Raw genomic sequence first — 15,545 nt, 5'->3', positions numbered from 1 at the left:
CTTCCTTAGACTGACTTCCGTGTTGGCTCCTATTGTTTGTGCATAGTCGAGCGGAGGCGGTGGTGAGCTACAAGACGATCCTTGTCCATCTTGATGCGAGCGAACGAGCACCTTATCGACTCGAGGTTGCACTTTTGCTTGCCAAGCGGTTCAAGGCGCACCTTAACGCCATCTATGCGCTTTACAAGCCAGAACCCGTCTTGCTTCCGGCCTTCCCGGAAACCGCCGTTTTCTTCGAGAGCGGTCGAACCCTTCACATCGAATGCAGGCACTCGCTCAAGCGGCTGTTTCATGCGGGATTGGCTCGCCTGAGCCTGTCTGGCGACTGGATTGAGGATTCTGGCCACGCAAGACATACCGTACCGATGCACGGGCGACTTGCGGACCTTGTGGTTGCCGGACAATACGATTCGAATGACCCGGAATCCTTCATCAGCAAAAATTTCGCCGAAACGCTCGTTGTCAACACGGGCCGCCCGATTCTGTTTCTGCCTTACTCGGGCGTGTTTCAGGATGTTGGCCGCCATGTACTGATCGGATGGAACGCCAGTCAATACGCGACGCGCTCAATCCACGATGCAATGCCGTTTCTCCGCCACGCCAGGCAAGTCGAAATTGCATGTGTCCGTGGTCGTGGAGATCCTACGCCAGAGATTCACGGCCCAGGTACGGACATTGGTACGACGCTGGCACGCAACGAAGTCCGCGCGACCCTGCGCGATATCGTGGAGCACGTCGATCGGCCGATTTGCGACGTTCTGCTCTCGGAGGCGCAACGCATCGGCGCAGATCTGATTGCAATGGGCGGCTACGGCCATACGCGTTGGCGAGATGTTGTTCTGGGCGGCGTCACGCGCGACATGCTGCGCGCAATGCCTCTCCCCGTCTTGATGTCACATTAAACTCAATCTCTGCGCTTACCACCATGTACTCTCGGATCCTCGCACCCATTGACGGTAGTGTCACGTCATCGCACGCCTTTGCCGAAGCGCTCAAGCTCGCGCGCGCCCACGGCGCTACGCTGCAGCCGCTCTTTATCGTCGATCTTCAGCCCGTCGCGTATGACGCTGCCGCGATGTTCTATCCAGACATGCGTGCTGCGCTACTTGAGGAAGGACAGAGACTGACCAGAGAAGCGACCGAACGCATGGCGCAGGACGGCGTCGATGGCGCGCCGCGTATCGCCGAGGTCGAATTGACTGGCGATGATATCGCGCAGCGCATTTTGAGCTGCGCCGACGACTTCAACGCCGATGTCATCGTCATGGGCACGCACGGTCGCCGGGGCTGGCGTCGCGCGGTGCTGGGCAGCGTCGCGGAGCACGTGGTGCGATCGGCGCGTTGCCCGGTGTTGCTTGTGCCAGGACGAGAAGCCGAGCAGCAGGCGAGAGAGAGCGAGGAAAATATGTGACTGGCACACGCTGCAAAGAGCGCGGCGGCGTGAACCATGACAGGATCGGAGAACCGCGTGCGCGCTCTGGCGTAAGCTAATAATTAGCTCGCTCCTCCGTTTTTCCTCAGCGAGCATCGCCGGGCATTGGCAGGTATGGTCAGGTGTCGGCGTGGGACGCCTTTTCGGAAATGCGCCTATGAAAAAGAATGCAGGGCGAACCCAGGCGCTCGGGCAGAGGTCTGCTGCGCCCGCAGGCTTGTCGAGGCGAACCTATATGCAAGGAGCCTTGTCAGGCGTGATCGTCCTCGCGCTTTGGTGGCTCGGCATTCAACAGCTGCGTCTTCTGTGTTCGGTAAGTGCCGTCTTACAAGGATGGTTGTGGGTGGCAGCGGTTGGACACGCATCCGTATTTGCAGCGCTTGTTTCGCTGGCCAGGCACCGTCAAATCCTTCTCGCCGAGGCCGGCACATCGTTGAGTCATGCACGCCTGGGCAGCATCATCCGCACCACGACGGAAGCGATCCTCACCATCGATACGGCGCAACGCATCGTGCTTTTCAATCCGATGGCCGAGCACGTATTCCGCTGCCCGGCAGATGACGCCATCGGCTCGCCGCTGACGCGTTTCATTCCGGAGCGCTATCGTGCGGAGCACGCGCGTCAGGTCGCTCGATTCGGACGTAACAGCGTGACAGACCGCCCGATGGGCGCGCGCCGCGTACTGTTCGGTCTGCGCGCCGATGGTGAAGAATTTCCCATTGAAGCTTCGATTTCTCAGACGGAAGACAACGAATCCAAGTTGTTCACCGTGGTGTTGCGTGACATCACCGAACGTGTCGAGGCTGAAGCGCTGCTCCAGCAATCTCGCGAGGAACTGCGCGCTTTGTCGGCCAATCTGCAGCACGTGCGCGAGATCGAGAAAGGGCGAGTCGCTCGAGCGTTGCACGACGATATCGGTCAGACGCTTAGCGCGCTCAAAATGGACGTGTCGGCGTTGGATGCACAGCTTGCCGCCCACCCTGCGTACAATGCGGACATCGGGGCGCAACTCACGCGAATGCTCAGTTTGGTTGACCGCAATATTGCATCGCTCAGGCGCATTGCGGCGTATCAGCGCCCCGTCATGCTCGATGATCTGGGTCTGGCCGCCGCCATCGACTGGCTCGTTGATGACTTCACGCGACGCCATCGAATCGAAGTCAGTCAAACCGTCGATACCGGCGATCTCATCTTCAATGCCGACGCGGCCACTGCGGTTTTCCGTATCATTGAAGAAGCGTTCACGAATATCGTACGTCATGCAAGCGCATCAACGGTCGATCTGTCGCTTCACGCCGATGACAGTAAGTGCACCCTGCGTGTGGGCGACAATGGCGTCGGCGCGGCTTCGCTGCCTGCGCCGATCGGCAAAGCTTTTGGGCTGCTTGGCGTGCGCGAGCGCGCCCACGCTTTAGGCGGCCGTGTATCGATCGATTCAAGGCCGGAGACAGGGTTTGTCCTCACGGTGGTACTGCCTCGGGAATCCGTGCGCGAAAAGGATGCGCGACCATGATCACTAAAGTGCTGATTGCGGATGATCACACCCTTGTGCGAGCTGGGTTGCGCCATCTGCTTGATCATGAGAGTGGCTTCGAAGTTGTCGGTGAGGGAAATGACGCCGCGAGTACGCTTGCACTCGTCAGACAGACGGCTGCACACGTCCTTGTGCTGGACCTTTCCATGCCGGGACGAAGCGGCCTCGAATTGCTCAAGCAAATCAAAGACGAAAAGCCCGCGCTGCGCATTCTCGTCCTCACCATGCACGCCGAGCAGCAATACGCCGCGCGCGCGTTCAAAGCCGGAGCTTCTGGCTACCTCACGAAAGAAAGCGCAAGTTCAGAACTGGTATCGGCCATCAACAAGGTTGCCTCAGGCGGCGCGTATGTCAGTCTCTCGATGGCCGAACGCTTTGCACAAAGCCTTGGGGAGCCTGCGGATATCATGCCGCACCAACGCCTGTCAGACCGTGAGTTCGATGTCTTCAAACGGCTGTGCGCGGGAGAGTCGATCAACCATATCAGCGAGGCCCTGTGCGTGAGCGCGAAGACGATCAGCACGTACAAGGCCAGGATTCTCGAGAAAATGCAGATGCCGCATGAGGCGGCGCTTGTTCGCTATGCGGTCCGTCACCGACTCTTCGATGATGCCAACGAGAACGATTAGCTGTTCGCCCTGTCAGGATTTCCCTACACGGCCCGTCCAAAACCCTACAGCAGTTTCCGTCAGCGCCGATTTTTTTCGGCCTGCTCACGAACAATAATTCGACACATAGAAACTTCACGCGCGATGAGGCCCTGCGCTCAACGACGCAGAGACGCCGATCATGCGAACCCCACGTTCGACCGGAGGCACGTCATGTTTCCAGCAAGCGACGCCAGCGTTAAAACACGTCTTGATCAAGCCCCTCCATCGCGCCGTTCCTTCCAGGTGGCGGCGCTCGCCAACGCGGACGGAAGACACAAAGGCGTACGCTGCTCAACCTGTTCCATGCAACGCGTTTGCATGCCAAGCGGTCTTTCACCAGACGATTACGAACGGCTCGACGCCCTGATCTGTTCGACCCGCACGGTTCACCGCGGCGACCCGCTCTATCGCTGCGGCGATGCGTTTCAAAGCGTCTACGCCGTTCGCAGCGGGTGTTTCAAAACCGTCGTGATGCATCGCGATGGCATTGAACAAGTCACCGGTTTTTATCTCGCGGGCGATGCCCTCGGGCTGGACGGTATCAGCTCCGATCATCACAACTGCGATGCCATCGCCCTTGAGGACAGCGTGGTGTGCATCATCCCGTTTGATCTGCTTGAACTGCTTTGCCGCGAGGTGAAGACCATTCAGCATCATATTCACCGGCTCATGGGCGGCGAAATCGTTCGTGAATCCAATCTGATGATGCTGCTTGGGACGATGTCGGCGGAGCAACGCGTTGCCGCCTTCTTGTTGAATCTCTCGACGAGAATGCAGGCACGCGGCTATTCGCCCGCTCAGTTTGTACTGAGAATGACCCGCGAGGAGATCGGAAGCTTTCTCGGACTCAAGCTCGAAACCGTCAGCCGGATGTTTTCGAAGCTTCAAAAGGCAGGCGTGCTGGATGCCCGCGGAAAGGAAGTGCGCATTCTCGATCAGGCGGGACTCGAAAGCGTGTAGCGGTACGGCGTGCATCAGTGATCTGCCCGTAATGACCCGCTTGCGGCGAACTGGTTGTGCTGGCCTACTTGCAGGACTGCGGCGCCGGTGACGTGCCCGTCTCGCAGATCGGCAAGCGCGCGGTTGGCCTCGGCCAGCGGATAAACCTGTGTTCGTATCTTGAAGAGCACGTCGCTCGCATGCTGCATGAACGCCATACCGTCGCTTCGCGTGAGATTGGCGACCGAGACGATCCGTCTTTCCCCCCACAGCAACGCATACGGAAACGACGGAATATCGCTCATATGGATGCCACCGCAGACGACCACGCCTCCCTTGCATACCGAGCGCAATGCCATCGGCACAAGCTCGCCCACGGGAGCGAAGATAAGCGCGGCATCGAGCTCGTCGGGTGCGCGCTCTTCGCTGCTTCCGGCCCACTCGGCACCGAGGCACAGCGCCAACTGTTGCGCGGGTATATCACCGGGACGCGTGAACGCGAAAACCGTGCGCCTCTGACGCCGCGCCAGTTGCATCACGATATGCGCCGCTGCGCCAAAACCATAGATGCCCAGCCGCTTTGCCCGCCCTGCCATGCACAGCGCCCGGTAGCCAATGAGTCCCGCGCATAGCAACGGCGCTGCATCGGTGTCCGTATAACCGTACGGAATATGCAGGCAGAAATGCGAGTCCGCCACTATGCGCTCGGCATACCCGCCGTTGAGTGTGTATCCCGTGAAGGCCGGTGCATCGCAAAGATTTTCTTGCTCACGAAGACAATACTGACAGTTGCCGCACGCGCGCCCCATCCAGGGAACGCCGACCCGATCACCGACAGAAAAATAGCCTTCGACGCCTGGCCCTACAGCGGCGACGCGGCCGACGACCTCGTGTCCGGGTATGAGCGGTAGCCTGGGATGCGCCAGTTCGCCATCCACGATATGCAGGTCTGTTCGACAAACGCCGCATGCCGCGATGTTGATCAGCAATTGGCCAGGACCGGCGACAGGATCGTCAACCTCTGCTTCGCGCAACGTGGGGCTGTGTCCATCGTAGAGCATGGCGCGCATCATCTGGCTCCGCGACTGTCGGTTGCGTGGTTGTCTGCATGAGTGTCTGCATGAAGCAGGCGGCGGCCAGCGCCTTCGTCGGATCGCTTCGTCCGATCTTCCCAAGGCTGAACGCGCTTTCCGCCTCGGCATTCACTGAACCGAAAGTACCCGCTACGCAGAACGACCGGCTTGCGCCCGACGCTGCGCAGCAGTTGCTCAGCCGCGCCTTCTATCAGACCACGGCTCTTGTCGAAAGCATTTATTAGATCTTTTTCCCTACTTGATGCCGCGCCGAAATGGTCTTTGAGGGCCTCAGCCGATATGGTGCACGGAATGCACTCGTCATCCGCAGACGCCCAAAACATCAAGCCAGGTTTGTTTCCCAGGTAGACAGGTGCCCGGTTGTGGAAAGTGATGTTCATGGCCAGTTCTCCCGTTGGAAACAGAACGTGTCCCGAGTGTTCAGGAGAAGCCCCGATTGAGCCTTGATGCAAGTCAACGGCGTTGCACGCCGAGCGCCGCATCATGGGGCTATCCCATCCGGTTGCCTGCCATGCTTACCTTTTCCTTCCCGCCCCTTTCCTCGGTCTCGCCTCGCTCATCCGGTGCGCCTCGCACGAGTCGTCTCGTACGTGCGGCGCTTGCGATCGCGCTCCTGCTATGCGGTGCAAAAGCGCTGGCGCAGTCCGAGCCGAGCGCGTTGATCGATCAACAGCACTGCATGTTCTGTCATACCAACGATGCCCCGTTTCTCGCGCCTTCGTTTCAACAAATTGCCAACCGGTATCGCGACAATCCCAATGCGTCGGTGATGCTCGAGCACAAGTTGCGAGCAGGCGGTCAGGCGCATTGGGGCGACATGGCCATGCCGATGCCGGCCGAGCGCGGCGGAGCACTTTCACCAGAAGACGCCCATACGCTCATCGCCTGGGTTTTGCGGCATTGACGAATACGAAGGACGAACACAGAGGAGTCACCATGCGGATTACGCTCAAACTCGACGCATTCAGCGACGCCAAAACGTCGGACTATGCGGTCATTTGGTTAGATCAGGAGTCCGGTCGGTGGTCACGAGAAAGCCATGACGGCATTGAACTTCCGTCGTGGGGCATATGGAAACCCACGGAGAACGGCACGCTCCTACTCCCACCGGATGCCGGGACTTTATTGTTCTTGCTGCGCGGCCTCAGACTTGGCGCTTCGCCGGGCTTCGCAGATCGGCGCGATTCACAAGCGGAACAGAATGGACGAGTGGTGTGCCTGCGCGCTGATATGCGCAACAGGAGCCGCTTGATGAGCATGGGCCACTGGCATGTTCAATGCGTGGATCGAGACTCGATCGTTGCCGAGCACGAGATTTTTTCGGACGAGCCCGGCGCGCCTCAGGATCGCAATGGCAATCGCCGACATATCGGCACGTCCGCACCGTAAGTCGGGCTTGAGTGAGCTATCAGATGGACGGCTCGCGGCGGCGCTTGAGCAATCGCATGGCGTTGTCGAACGCCTCGTGAATCGCGACGCTCACGTCTGAGTTGGATCCGCGCTGAACGGGAATCAAATCGAAATTCTTTGTGACCAGATCGAGTCGGGCGTCGTACAACTGGACGCCGGATGTATCGCGGTACGCTTCAATCGTGAGGTGACTATTCACGATGTCGCTTGCCGCGCTTTCCAGCCGGACCAACTCGACGCCGGCCAAGCGCTCGACTTTGTCGGAGCCGGTGAAGCCCTGATAGGCAATCTGCATTCCGAGCCCCATAACCGTTCACCCCGCTGAATCCCTCTTGCGACAGAAGGCCTGCCGTCCGCGCTGCTGTACGCTTTTTCCGCCGCGCCAAACCATGCTCGTTCGATCCGTCAACCGCCGCTTGACTCACATCAAGCAAAACGCAGTCAGGCCGGATCGTTCGTCGATCCGGTCCGTGGCGTCAGGACGAACTCGCCGTACTGACGTTCAAGCGTCTCGATTTCGCGTGCACAACGTGCGTACTGCCACCCAGGCCCACCGTCCATCGCATACATTCCGCGGCATAGCGCCTTGATGCGAATGCGGGCGTGATGCTCATTGGTTGGTGACGGCGTGCGACTCGCCCACAGATAGACGACGCCCGACTCAAGTGGAGGTTTCGTTTCGACATGATTTTCATCGGCGAATCCGATGCGGGTTGCCGAATGAGTCGAGACATACGCCACGGTACGCGCCCATAAGCTGGCGCACGCCTGCTCGTCTTCACATTCGATCGATGCCACCTCACGCGCCTGCATCAGTTCGCCTTCGGTTCGCGTGAACCGATCCCAGCGTGCTTCCGTGGAACAGCCTGAAAGTCCCAGCAGAACAAGCCATACGCTCACCGAGCGAATCCGCATATCGGCCTCGACTATGATTCGACGTCCAGGCGCTGGTCCCCGCCGGGTGTCACCTGGCGATTGATCAGTACGCTGACCTTTTGAAGCTCATCGCGCATGGCGAGCACCTCGCCTTCCAGCCGCTTGATGTCGCGATGCATGTCACGCCTGAGCTGTTTTTCTTCCTCGCCGATGAACAGCGCCGCGATGCTCGCAAACGTCAAGGAGAGCATGCCGTAGCCGAGCAGAACGACAAAGACCGCGAAAACGCGCGAGGCGGGCGTAGTCGGCGCGATGTCACCGTAGCCAACCGTCGCACTACTTTCGAAGGCGAGCCACAAACCGTCGGCATATGTCGAAACACGAGGCTCCAACCAATAGAATCCCGCGCCCGAAAGCGCCAATAGGCCAGCGCCGATCGCCAGCAGGATCAAAAGGCGGTGCGGCACGAAGAGCGCGCGCAACGTCAGTACGATCCGCAGTGCGAGCGCGACCATAAACGCCAGCCGCAACGTCCACTCGACCGCCGACCAGGGAAGATTGCCGCCTACAACGCTTAGAAATGCGCCCATCACCAGCACGATATCCAACGCGTTTCTGCGCAAGAAGCGAGACGGCCGACGGCTCTCCATGAGCATTCGGCCGACAATGCCCATTCCAACGATGCCAACAATCAGATAGAGGCAGCGCGCAAGCTTGAACGCGAGCGCCGGACCCAGCAGTTCCAGATAAAAAGCGGGAATCAAAAGGAGCAAGGTCGCAAACAGTGGCCAACGCAGGACATGCCACGTCCGAATTGCGTCAGGCGCATCGTGTGACTCAACGCCGTACGACCCAAGCGTGCGAAGCCAGTGTTTCATATCGATTTCTAGACTCGTGGTGTGATGCCGAGGTCCTCGCCATCCTGTCATATAGAGGCGGCTAAGCTTTGACGTGGGTCACGTTTCATGTGGGCTTTTGGCTCTTGTTTTTCCCGCCGCCTTTTGATTGACATGCCTCAAAAGCAATTCCAATCGACGCGCGTAGAGTCGGCTGCCTGACAAGTCGAGCGACTGACCGCGATGAACGCAGAAATGATGAGCAATGTCACCCTGGACGACATCACACCTGGACTGTCTGCGTCTCTGACGCGAAAGGTCACCCGAGAGAACCTGAACCTCTTCGCAGCGGTGGCGGGAGAGATGACACCCCCTGTCCTGGAGGCCGATCTCGAACGCCATGTAACGCGCGGTGACATCGTCACGCACTCGATGTGGACGAGTGCACTGGTGTCCTCGGTGCTCGCCACACGCCTCCCCGGTGCAGGTGCGATACAGCTTCGACAAACCCAAAAATTCTGCCGTCCCGTGCATCCGGGCGACGTGATTACGGCGACGGTCTGCGTGCGCGCGAAACTGCCTGCAAGGCGCACGGTCACGTTCGAGACTCGCTGTACCGATCAAAAGGGCGATATCGTCATGCTCGGCTCGGCCACCGTCATCGCGCCGGACAAAAGCATGACGTGGCCCGTCGCGCCGGAGCCTGATATCTTTGTACGGCCGCACGATCGATATGCTCGCTTTGTACGAGAAGCTCGGATGCGTGCTCCCATGCGTACTGCCGTCGTTCACCCCTGCTCACCCGAGTCGCTTGCCGCTGCCATCGAGGCGCGCGACGAAGGACTCATCGATCCACTATTGATCGGCCCTGTCCACAAAATCCAGGCCGCGGCGCAGGCGGCGATGATCGACCTGACGGGCGTGACCATCGAAGCAGTCGAACACAGTCACGCGGCCGCTGCGCGCGCCGTCGAAATGGGAGCCACCGGGCACGTAGGCGCGCTCATGAAAGGAAGCCTGCACACCGAGGAACTCCTGTCAGCGGTGCTCGCCGAAGGGTCGGGCTTGCGAACAGACCGGCGAATGAGCCACGTCTATGCGATGGACGTGCCAACTTACTCAAAGGCGCTGATCGTGACCGACGCAGCGGTGAATATCGCACCCGATCTGGAGCATAAGCGAGACATCTGCCAAAACGCGGTCGATCTCCTGCATCTGCTTGGCGTCGAACGCCCTTTGGTCGCCGTATTGGCGGCCGTGGAAACCGTCAATCCGAAAATGGCCGCCACTATCGATGCCGCCTCCCTCACGGCGATGGCAATGCGCGGCCAGATCACTGGCGCCACGGTCGATGGTCCGCTCGCTTTCGACAACGCGATCAGCGCTGCGGCCGCATCGACCAAAGGCATCGTCTCACCGGTTGCAGGCGATGCGGACATCTTGCTCGCGCCCGATCTCGAGGCCGCGAACATCTTGGCCAAGCAGATGATGTTCTTCGGTGCTGCCGATGCAGCGGGACTCGTGCTTGGCGCTCGAATTCCTGTGGTCATCACCAGTCGTGCAGACAGTGTGCGGGTACGAATCGCGTCGGTCGCACTCGCCAAACTGGTCACTGAACACGCAGCCCGACGGCCGCGCTGACCCCGCACGCGGCTTCATGGACGCGTCGAAAGCCGGGTCAGCAGCACGGGACACGTCGAGCGCCTGGCGAACGACTCCGCCACGCTACCCTTTGCCAGGCGCATCCAACCGCCACGCCCGTGCGTTCCCATGACAGCGAGATCGGCAGGCATGCTGGCGGCATGACGCAGCAGACAATCCACCACGGAGTCGACAGTGCTGAGTGTCTCTTCCAGTCGAATCTCGCACTTGAGACCGGCTTGTCGGACGCGCAACTGCGCGGCATCGAGCAGCTCCTGCGCCTGACGCCGCGTGGTCTCTCGATACGCCACCGGATACGACGATAGTGCGCGTCCATCTGCAACGAAAAGCAAACGGATAGTCGTCTTCGCTGCATCACCCATGCGGAGCGCCTCGTCAAGGACACGCTGCGAGGACTCGCTGTCGTTCATCGCGACCATGATGTTTCCGTACATCTGACCTTCTCCTTAAAGCATTCGATAACCGAATTCAAACCTTCCCGGATCAGGCCATCCATTCGTACTCGCGTGTACGGTCAAGATGGCGTTCAATGCGCGTGGCAAAGAGTCCGATGATTCGTTGTTCTTCCTGTGCCCGAAGATTGCCGGGCAGCGCACAGCGCGCGACCGGCGTCTTGCCCGCGAGTTTTTCCAGGTCCTTGAAGGCAGTCGCTTCGCCTCGCCTGTGCTCGGTGCAAAAAAACGCCACCCGTCGTAGTTCGCGACGATTCCGGCAGAGCCATGAACGAACTGGCGTGCTCATCGTCCCGGCCCATACCGGTGTGCCGATTACCACCACGTCATACTGCGCCGGGTCATATCGCATGGGCTTGATCAGCCCCTTTCGTGATAGCAGCGCATCGACAATCGATCGGACATACCCGAGGACTCCCGAGCGATCGACAGGCTCGATAATCTCTTCGAAGTCGGCGTGCAAGCATTTGGCGAGTGCGACGGCGACGGCGCGCGTCGTGCCGGTGCGTGAGTAACAGACTACGAGAATTCCAGGCATTTTCGCGCCCCGTTTGTGTTCCGATGAAAACAAGTTATGCGAAGCGACTTCGAACCGCCGCTCTGCGATCCCCTTCTCAGCTCATTGAGATGAGCACCTTCAAAGCGCCGCTTTTCGCCGCGTTTTCGAAAGTGTCGTAGGCGTCGAGGACGTGATCCAGGGTGAATCGATGCGTGATCAACCGTTTGGGATCGAGCCGACCCGCGCGCACCGTTCTGAGCAGCATCGGCGTGCTCACCGTATCAACGAGACGTGTGGTGATGGTGATGTTGCCGTCCCAAAGCGTTTCCAGATGCAGGTCGGCTTTGACACCATGAACGCCTACATTGGCGATCACGCCGCCCGCCGCGATCATCGACTCGCACATTTCAAACGTCGCCGGTACGCCAACCGCCTCCACCGCACAATCGACGCCCGCGCCTTCGGTAAGTCGCATCACTTCCGCAACAGGCTCGGTCCTTCCAATGTCAATGCATGCACTCGCGCCGAACGTGCGCGCGATCTCAAGACGCTGTTCGTCACGATCGATCATGATTATCTGCGCCGGTGAATAGAACTGGGCGGTGAGCAGCGCCGCCAGACCGATCGGACCCGCTCCGACGATCGCCACTGTCCCGCCCGGCTGAACGCGGCCGTTGAGGACCCCGCATTCGAAGCCCGTGGGCAGAATGTCCGACAGCATGACGAGCGCTTCCTCTTCAACGCCAGCAGGAATCGGATACAGACTCGTGTCCGCGTGCGGGGTGCGCACATACTCGGCTTGCGTTCCGTCGATCCGATTACCCAAGATCCAGCCACCTGTCGTGCAGTGCGAGTACATACCGCGCCGACACGCTTCGCATTTCCCGCATGAAGAAATACAGGAAATCAGCACATGATCGCCGGGCTTGAACGCCGACACGGCCGCACCCACGACTTCGACGATGCCGACACCTTCGTGGCCCAAAATCCGGCCCGGCTCGCAACTCGGCACGTCGCCCTTGAGGATATGCAAGTCGGTGCCGCAGATGGTGGTGCGTGTCACCCGCACGATCGCGTCAGTCGCAGCGAGGAGCTTCGGAACGGGCCGTTCATCGAGCGACTTTTTACCCGGTCCGTGATAGACGAGTGCTTTCATATTCCGACTCCCTGAGGCGAGAAGGCTTTCTCGAACGGACCCAATCTAAGCCTCAGGCAGTTTGCGCAATTGACCTGAGTCAACCGGAATGCGCAATCCCAAATCGGCCTCTTGCCATTGACCTGAGTCAATCGTCGTGACGGCATCGCTCTTTAGACTGAGCACGGTTGAGGCCATCACGTCCTCGCATCCCGATCCGCTCGTTTCGACTCAAGGAGTCATGCAATGAGTTACAAGACCATTCTCGTGCACCTCGATACCAGCGTGCGCGCTCACCCCAGACTGGAAACCGCGCTGCTCGTGGCCAAACGCTTCGACGCCTATGTCACCGGACTGTTTTCGGTTTTCGAACCCAGTCCGCGCGCCTTCACCGTGATGGCGGGAACGGCCAGTTACTACGAGCAGCACCTGGCCATGCGGCGCGAGCAGCGCGGCTCGATCGAGCGACTCTTTCATGCGGAACTCAAACGCGCCAATGTTCCCGGCGAATGGATCGAGACAAACGATTCCGCGACCCAATCAGTTCCGCATTTCGCCCGGTGCGCCGATCTCGTCATCGCAAGTCAGGATGACCCGACCGATCCCGAGTCGTATGTCGGTGAGCATTTCCCGGAGACGCTTGTCCTGTCGTCGGGGCGACCGATTCTCCTTTTGCCCTACACCGGCTTCTTCTCGTCGATCGGCAAGCATCCGATGATCGCATGGGACGGCAGCCGCGAAGCAACGCGTGCGGTACACGACGCCCTTCCTCTGCTCAAGTCCGCCGAGCGCGTCACCATCGTGTGCGTCGATCCGAATCGAGGTGAAGCAGGCGCTGGTATTCCGGGGGCCGAGCTCGCCACCTGCATCGCTCGCCACGGCGTGAAGGCGGAAGTTTCGTCAAGCACGGGAACCAGCGAAGCATCGGCTGGCGAAGTCCTGCTTTCGCGTGCTGCCGACCTGAATGCGGACCTCGTCGTCATGGGTGGTTACGGCCACGCTCGCTGGCAAGAGATGGTCCTTGGCGGCGCGACACGAACATTTCTTTCGTCGATGACCGTGCCGGTTTTGATGTCACATTGAGGGGCCGATCGTGACGACAACCCTTTCGCCGTATAGCCGCATCCTCGTGCCGATGGACGGCAGCGCAATCGCCAGTCGCGCGCTCGACGAGGCACTGACGCTGGCACGCGGGTCGAACGCACTCATTCAGGTGCTTTTCGTGATTGACGCGCCGCCCGTTTCGGCCCGCGCGGGTCCGTATTGCTATCAGGATTTCCACGACGCTTGCCAGAGGGAAGGCGAAGCCATCTGCGCCGAAGCCGAGCTGCGAATGGAGCAAGCCGACGTCCGCGGCAATACCCGAATCGTCGAGGTATCGCTCGGTGACGACGATCTTGCGCATCGCATTCTCTCGAGCGCTGAAGAATTCCTGGCCGATCTGGTCGTGATGGGTACGCACGGTCGGCGTGGTTGGCGGCGTCTCATGCTAGGCAGCGTCGCAGAACGTTTCCTGCGACTGTCCAGATGCGCCGTACTGCTCGTGCCGGCGCGCAACGAAATGCGAAGCACAGTCAAGCCAAGCCAATCAGCAGGAAGCGGCGCGGATGATTTCCCGTTCACACGTGAGGCGACATCATGAAATGGAAAACCCTTCTCGTCCATCTCGACGACAGTGCTCACTGCGCCAATCGGTTGCACCTGGTGCTCGATGTCGCGAGCCGCTTCGATGCTCATGTGATTGGCCTCTATGCCGTCCGTCAAGACCTTTTGCATCGTTTGATGCCGCCTTCTGACGACGGCGCGCGCAGACGCTTTGAATCGCATCGTCAAGAGGCAAGGGAAACGGCACAGGCAGCATTTGAATCCGCTGCACGGCTGGCGGGTGTCGTATCGGAATGGCGAGCGCCAGGTGGCGATGCGACCGAAGCGCTCGTGCAGCATGGTCGTCACGCTGACGTGCTGGTACTCGGGCATGACAACTCCGATGAACAGAGCGAACACGTTTCCCGACGCATGATCGAAGATGTCGTGATCGGCGTGGGCCGCCCCGTATTGGTGATGCCGCGCGCGGGCATCGTCAAGATACTGGGCGACAATGTCGTGCTTGCGTGGGACGACAGCCGAGAGGCAGCACGGGCCGTGGCCGACGCGCTGCCAATCTTGCGCAGCGCCCGCTTCGTTGAAGTCATGACCATTGAACGACATCGCGATGAAGATACGCCTGCGGGCATCGACATCTCCGCCTATCTCGATCGGCAAGGTGTGCGCGCGAGTTTCTCGTCAACGCCACGCTTGTCCGGCCTCAATACGGGAATGACGCTGATCAACCGGGCAAGCAGCGTACACGCCAATCTGATCGTTGCGGGCGCCTACGCACACGCGCGTGGACTGGAACGCGTGCTGGGCGGTGTGACGCGTTCGCTGTTGGAAGGCTCAATTCTTCCCGTCTTGTTCTCGCACTGAATTCTCGCACTGCTGTCAAATCAAGCGCGCGCCCGGAGAGATGCCGGAGCGCGCGTCTTCTCGCGTCGAGATCAATCGACGTTTCGCCATATCGTGTATTGAATCAATGCCACGATCACGCCGATCACGATCACCGCAGCGATCAACAACCAAACGAAAGTTTTCATCACATCAACACGCAATCAATTTTGCGAACTCCAAAGTCCTTTCGCCGCTGCGCGCCGAAGCGGCGCGCAGCGTGCTCAGATCAAATCCCCCAGGCGATGAGACGATGGCGTTTCGACGGGCGCGGCGGGCCAGTCCACCGGTGCGCCTTTATTGACGAGACCGACCGGCAGTACGGCACGCGCGTGAGTCTCGTTGATGATCTCGGCAGCGGACAGATAGAACGCGAGGAGCGCCGTGACCAGTCCCGCGTAGCCTCCCGCGCGATGTAACCAGATCATGCCGGTCAGGTCGCTCGCGGCGAGCAAAAAGAACGTGATCCAGAGCGCGAGAAAGATCAGTTGCAGGGCGCGGGGCGAACGGAAGGTTGCGATCCACATGTAGAACGTGAATAC

The 15,545-nt window shown here is 59.8% G+C and carries 19 protein-coding genes and 1 pseudogene; 11 read left to right on the top strand and 9 right to left on the bottom strand.

The window, feature by feature from the left end:
- Positions 1 to 62: 62 nt before the first annotated feature.
- The 5 genes from P7F28_RS33800 (at position 63) to fnr (ending at position 4,576) form a co-directional block, all read left to right on the top strand.
- Positions 63 to 902 (top strand): universal stress protein, encoded by an 840-nt coding sequence (locus P7F28_RS33800; RefSeq protein ID WP_277182933.1) that lies wholly within the window; start codon positions 63 to 65, stop codon positions 900 to 902.
- 23 nt (positions 903 to 925) lie between these two features.
- The gene (locus P7F28_RS02890) at positions 926 to 1,411 is read left to right on the top strand and encodes a universal stress protein (RefSeq protein WP_277182932.1); all 486 of its coding nucleotides are present in this window, start codon (positions 926 to 928) and stop codon (positions 1,409 to 1,411) included.
- A gap of 277 nt (positions 1,412 to 1,688) precedes the next feature.
- The gene (locus P7F28_RS02885; RefSeq protein WP_277182931.1) at positions 1,689 to 2,945 is read left to right on the top strand and encodes a PAS domain-containing sensor histidine kinase; all 1,257 of its coding nucleotides are present in this window, start codon (positions 1,689 to 1,691) and stop codon (positions 2,943 to 2,945) included.
- A complete protein-coding gene (locus P7F28_RS02880; RefSeq protein ID WP_277182936.1) occupies positions 2,945 to 3,595 on the top strand; it encodes a response regulator transcription factor in 651 nt (216 codons plus the stop codon). The genes P7F28_RS02885 and P7F28_RS02880 overlap by 1 nt, the downstream gene beginning before the upstream one ends.
- A 192-nt stretch (positions 3,596 to 3,787) precedes the next feature.
- The gene (fnr, locus tag P7F28_RS02875; protein ID WP_277182930.1) at positions 3,788 to 4,576 is read left to right on the top strand and encodes a fumarate/nitrate reduction transcriptional regulator Fnr; all 789 of its coding nucleotides are present in this window, start codon (positions 3,788 to 3,790) and stop codon (positions 4,574 to 4,576) included.
- A gap of 14 nt (positions 4,577 to 4,590) precedes the next feature.
- Here fnr and P7F28_RS02870 read toward each other — a convergent pair whose 3' ends face one another.
- Both P7F28_RS02870 and P7F28_RS02865 read right to left on the bottom strand, forming a co-directional pair.
- The gene (locus P7F28_RS02870; RefSeq protein ID WP_277182935.1) at positions 4,591 to 5,625 is read right to left on the bottom strand and encodes a zinc-dependent alcohol dehydrogenase family protein; all 1,035 of its coding nucleotides are present in this window, start codon (positions 5,623 to 5,625) and stop codon (positions 4,591 to 4,593) included.
- Between the two features lie 122 nt (positions 5,626 to 5,747).
- Positions 5,748 to 6,029 (bottom strand): annotated as a pseudogene (locus P7F28_RS02865) (DUF1488 domain-containing protein); the annotation flags it as partial.
- A gap of 131 nt (positions 6,030 to 6,160) precedes the next feature.
- On the opposite strand from P7F28_RS02865, the gene P7F28_RS02860 reads away from it, so the two are divergent.
- Positions 6,161 to 6,553 carry a c-type cytochrome gene (locus P7F28_RS02860; RefSeq protein WP_370467223.1) on the top strand — a complete coding sequence of 131 codons (393 nt, stop codon included), beginning with the start codon at positions 6,161 to 6,163 and terminating at the stop codon, positions 6,551 to 6,553.
- A gap of 32 nt (positions 6,554 to 6,585) precedes the next feature.
- Entirely contained in the window at positions 6,586 to 7,038 is a 453-nt protein-coding gene (locus tag P7F28_RS02855) for a DUF3564 family protein (RefSeq protein WP_277182929.1), read from the top strand.
- A gap of 19 nt (positions 7,039 to 7,057) precedes the next feature.
- Here the strand turns inward: P7F28_RS02855 and P7F28_RS02850 are convergent, their stop codons facing one another.
- The 3 genes from P7F28_RS02850 to P7F28_RS02840 form a co-directional block, all read right to left on the bottom strand.
- Positions 7,058 to 7,354, bottom strand: coding sequence for a hypothetical protein (locus tag P7F28_RS02850; protein WP_277182928.1), 297 nt, complete (start codon positions 7,352 to 7,354; stop codon positions 7,058 to 7,060).
- A gap of 146 nt (positions 7,355 to 7,500) precedes the next feature.
- Positions 7,501 to 7,872 (bottom strand): hypothetical protein, encoded by a 372-nt coding sequence (locus tag P7F28_RS02845; protein ID WP_277182927.1) that lies wholly within the window; start codon positions 7,870 to 7,872, stop codon positions 7,501 to 7,503.
- Positions 7,873 to 7,985: 113 nt separating this feature from the next.
- Positions 7,986 to 8,699, bottom strand: coding sequence for a potassium channel family protein (locus P7F28_RS02840; protein WP_277182926.1), 714 nt, complete (start codon positions 8,697 to 8,699; stop codon positions 7,986 to 7,988).
- Positions 8,700 to 9,014: 315 nt separating this feature from the next.
- On the opposite strand from P7F28_RS02840, the gene P7F28_RS02835 reads away from it, so the two are divergent.
- Complete coding sequence (locus tag P7F28_RS02835) at positions 9,015 to 10,412, top strand: bifunctional enoyl-CoA hydratase/phosphate acetyltransferase (RefSeq protein ID WP_277182925.1); 1,398 nt, start codon at positions 9,015 to 9,017, stop codon at positions 10,410 to 10,412.
- Between the two features lie 14 nt (positions 10,413 to 10,426).
- On the opposite strand, the gene P7F28_RS02830 is transcribed toward P7F28_RS02835, so the two are convergent.
- The 3 genes from P7F28_RS02830 to P7F28_RS02820 all read right to left on the bottom strand — a co-directional run bounded on the left by P7F28_RS02830 (position 10,427) and on the right by P7F28_RS02820 (position 12,540).
- The gene (locus P7F28_RS02830; protein ID WP_277182924.1) at positions 10,427 to 10,867 is read right to left on the bottom strand and encodes a universal stress protein; all 441 of its coding nucleotides are present in this window, start codon (positions 10,865 to 10,867) and stop codon (positions 10,427 to 10,429) included.
- Positions 10,868 to 10,916: 49 nt separating this feature from the next.
- Positions 10,917 to 11,423, bottom strand: a complete 507-nt coding sequence (locus tag P7F28_RS02825; RefSeq protein ID WP_277182923.1) for a hypothetical protein — start codon at positions 11,421 to 11,423, stop codon at positions 10,917 to 10,919.
- A gap of 76 nt (positions 11,424 to 11,499) precedes the next feature.
- Positions 11,500 to 12,540: a zinc-dependent alcohol dehydrogenase family protein gene (locus P7F28_RS02820; protein ID WP_277182922.1), complete on the bottom strand. Its 1,041-nt coding sequence runs from the start codon at positions 12,538 to 12,540 to the stop codon at positions 11,500 to 11,502.
- A gap of 225 nt (positions 12,541 to 12,765) precedes the next feature.
- Here P7F28_RS02820 and P7F28_RS02815 point away from each other — a divergent pair, with 225 nt between their 5' ends.
- The 3 genes from P7F28_RS02815 to P7F28_RS02805 are packed head-to-tail and all read left to right on the top strand — an operon-like array spanning position 12,766 to position 14,985.
- Positions 12,766 to 13,602 carry a universal stress protein gene (locus P7F28_RS02815; RefSeq protein ID WP_277182921.1) on the top strand — a complete coding sequence of 279 codons (837 nt, stop codon included), beginning with the start codon at positions 12,766 to 12,768 and terminating at the stop codon, positions 13,600 to 13,602.
- A gap of 10 nt (positions 13,603 to 13,612) precedes the next feature.
- A complete protein-coding gene (locus P7F28_RS02810) occupies positions 13,613 to 14,161 on the top strand; it encodes a universal stress protein (RefSeq protein ID WP_277182920.1) in 549 nt (182 codons plus the stop codon).
- Positions 14,158 to 14,985: a universal stress protein gene (locus P7F28_RS02805; protein ID WP_277182919.1), complete on the top strand. Its 828-nt coding sequence runs from the start codon at positions 14,158 to 14,160 to the stop codon at positions 14,983 to 14,985. Before P7F28_RS02810 ends, P7F28_RS02805 begins: the two co-directional genes overlap by 4 nt.
- A gap of 242 nt (positions 14,986 to 15,227) precedes the next feature.
- On the opposite strand, the gene P7F28_RS02800 is transcribed toward P7F28_RS02805, so the two are convergent.
- The coding region (locus P7F28_RS02800) for an acetate uptake transporter (RefSeq protein WP_277182918.1) at positions 15,228 to 15,545 on the bottom strand (318 nt) is incomplete at its 5' end.

Origin of the sequence: Caballeronia sp. BR00000012568055, from assembly GCF_029439455.1 — a bacterium.
In the GTDB taxonomy this organism is placed as follows: domain Bacteria; phylum Pseudomonadota; class Gammaproteobacteria; order Burkholderiales; family Burkholderiaceae; genus Caballeronia.
Note: the sequence above shows the minus strand (reverse complement) of the source record. Positions and strands in the feature narration are given on the sequence as shown.